General features: G+C 30.2%; 2 protein-coding genes. Both read right to left on the bottom strand.

Annotated features, from left to right (window positions below):
- Nucleotides 1–809 (bottom strand): ankyrin repeat domain-containing protein (locus AJ932_RS01980; RefSeq protein ID WP_083263176.1); only part of this gene is annotated, 809 nt, incomplete at its 3' end.
- A 39-nt stretch (nucleotides 810–848) separates the two neighbouring features.
- Complete coding sequence (locus tag AJ932_RS01975) at nucleotides 849–1928, bottom strand: bacteriophage T4 gp5 trimerisation domain-containing protein (protein ID WP_070288992.1); 1080 nt, start codon at nucleotides 1926–1928, stop codon at nucleotides 849–851.
- Nucleotides 1929–2032: the final 104 nt, after the last annotated feature.

The following is a 2032-nucleotide window of genomic DNA, read 5'->3' as shown; positions in this document are numbered from 1 at the left end:
GTATCAATATTGTATTCTTTAACCAATTGTTCCCAAGTCTTAGCACCTGCTTTTTTTAAGATTGTTTTATTTTTATTTATCCCAAAAGAAATAGCTCTATCTAATGGAGTAGCAGGTTCAAAATAATCAATTTTATCATCTTTAGTTTCATTGATAGTGCAATTAGCAGCATTGACATCAGCTCCATATTTGATCAAAATTTCCAAACAAGTTCCAATAGGTTTTTTCTCAGATCTTGCAGCTATATGTAAAAGAGTTTCCCCGGCATCGATATGACTATCTTCATGTTCTGTTTCAATCCTTCTCATATTTACATCAGCACCAAATTGTAAAGCCACTTCTAAAAAATTTACAGATTCAGGATCACCAAGCAATATCCAAGAATGCAAAGGGGTGGCACCTTTTTCATCATAAACTTCAAATTTACATCCTTTTTTAAAAAAATAATCAATCATTTTTTTATTTTTTCCACCTACTCCAATATAACTAGTAAGGGCATTATTTCCTAAACACTCATCATCAGCTTTAAGTCCTAAACTCTCAAAATACTCCATCATTTCAAAACTTTGACTCTTATCATAAGCAATCCCTGCCCAAGCTAAAGTAGAACTAGGATTAAAAAAAGGTATAGGATGATTACACCAATATACCTTACGACGTTTCTCTAAAAATACTTCAGGCACGGGATAATCTTTTAAAAACTCTTTAACTTCTTTAAGTTTATTATTTTTAACAAGTCTAAAAAACTCCCAACCTAACTCCCTTATAGCTTCTTCATCCATAGCTTGCATTTCTTCTAAAGTTTTCATTTGTTTTTCCTTGTGTTGTTATAATTTAAAAAATTAGTTTTAATCCACTCTTAGATCACCGCCTTTGATCCTTAAGCCCTTATCGTCTATAATAATTTGCATTTTACCTACTTGTATTACAATTTTATCTTCTGTTTGAGAAATGATTGTATTTTTTACCCTAGAAACAATATGTTCTTGTGCTACTAAAACGCTATCTTTGTTTGCTAAAGTATTAACTCTATCAGCTGCAAAAGTACAATCTTTTCTAGCTTTAAAACTAATAGAATCATCTGCTTCGGCTTTAATATATTCATTTGTTTCCAAGGTCATATCTTTTTTGGAATAAAATTTTACAGAGTGGTTAGTTTGGAGCACATAAGAACCTCTTATGGTTTCATTTTTATTATGTCCTACTCTATAAATAGAATCATTTTTAATATCTTGTTCTAGATTATTATTTACAAAGACTCTTTTGTCATTTCCTATTTTTTCTTCGTGGTTTTGCCCTATGTTTATTTCATTGCTAATCCCCACATTTAAAGTATTACTTAAACCCACATTGGTATCTTTAGAGAGTAAAGTATTTTCTAAATATTCAGCTCCTACATTGACATTTTTAAATCCTGCGATATTTTGCATATGACCTAAAGTGATAAATTCAGTATATAAGGCTCCTACTTCTGAAGTTTTATTATTTTTTATGGTTTGCTCATAATTATTACCTATTTCTTCTTTATAATCTTTTTGTGCTAGGATATAAATTTCTTCTTTGTCTTTGTCGTTTTTTAGGGTAATTTCATTCCTTGCTCTTGCATCGGTGTTATCCACTCCTACTGTGGAATTTGCTAAAGTAAGATAATGATTATTAATAGAGCTTAATTCATAATCTGTATTTTCTTGAAGTTTTAAGGTATCTAAGCCTTGATTGATCATAATAGGAACTTCGCTTAAATAACTTAAAGTGCTAGTGGCAATCTCTCTTTGATATCTTGGATAATTATATTGAGGCATAGTTGTAGTCCCATTATACAAACTTCCACTTACATAAGGCTTATCTATATCATCATCTAAAAAAGAAATAATCACTTCATCTCCTATTCTTGGAGTATGATAAAAACCTGAATGATTACTTGCTATACTTGAAGCTACTCTTAAAAAAGGAGTGTGATGATATAAACTTTCTTTTTCATCTAATTCTTCTTGATTGGCATAAAGATTAATCCTTACCTTAACCCTTCCAT

Origin of the sequence: Campylobacter sp. BCW_6873 (genome assembly GCF_001762365.1) — a bacterium.
In the GTDB taxonomy this organism is placed as follows: domain Bacteria; phylum Campylobacterota; class Campylobacteria; order Campylobacterales; family Campylobacteraceae; genus Campylobacter_D; species Campylobacter_D jejuni.
The sequence above is the reverse complement of the archived record's forward strand: the minus strand, read 5'-3'. Positions and strand labels throughout refer to the sequence as shown.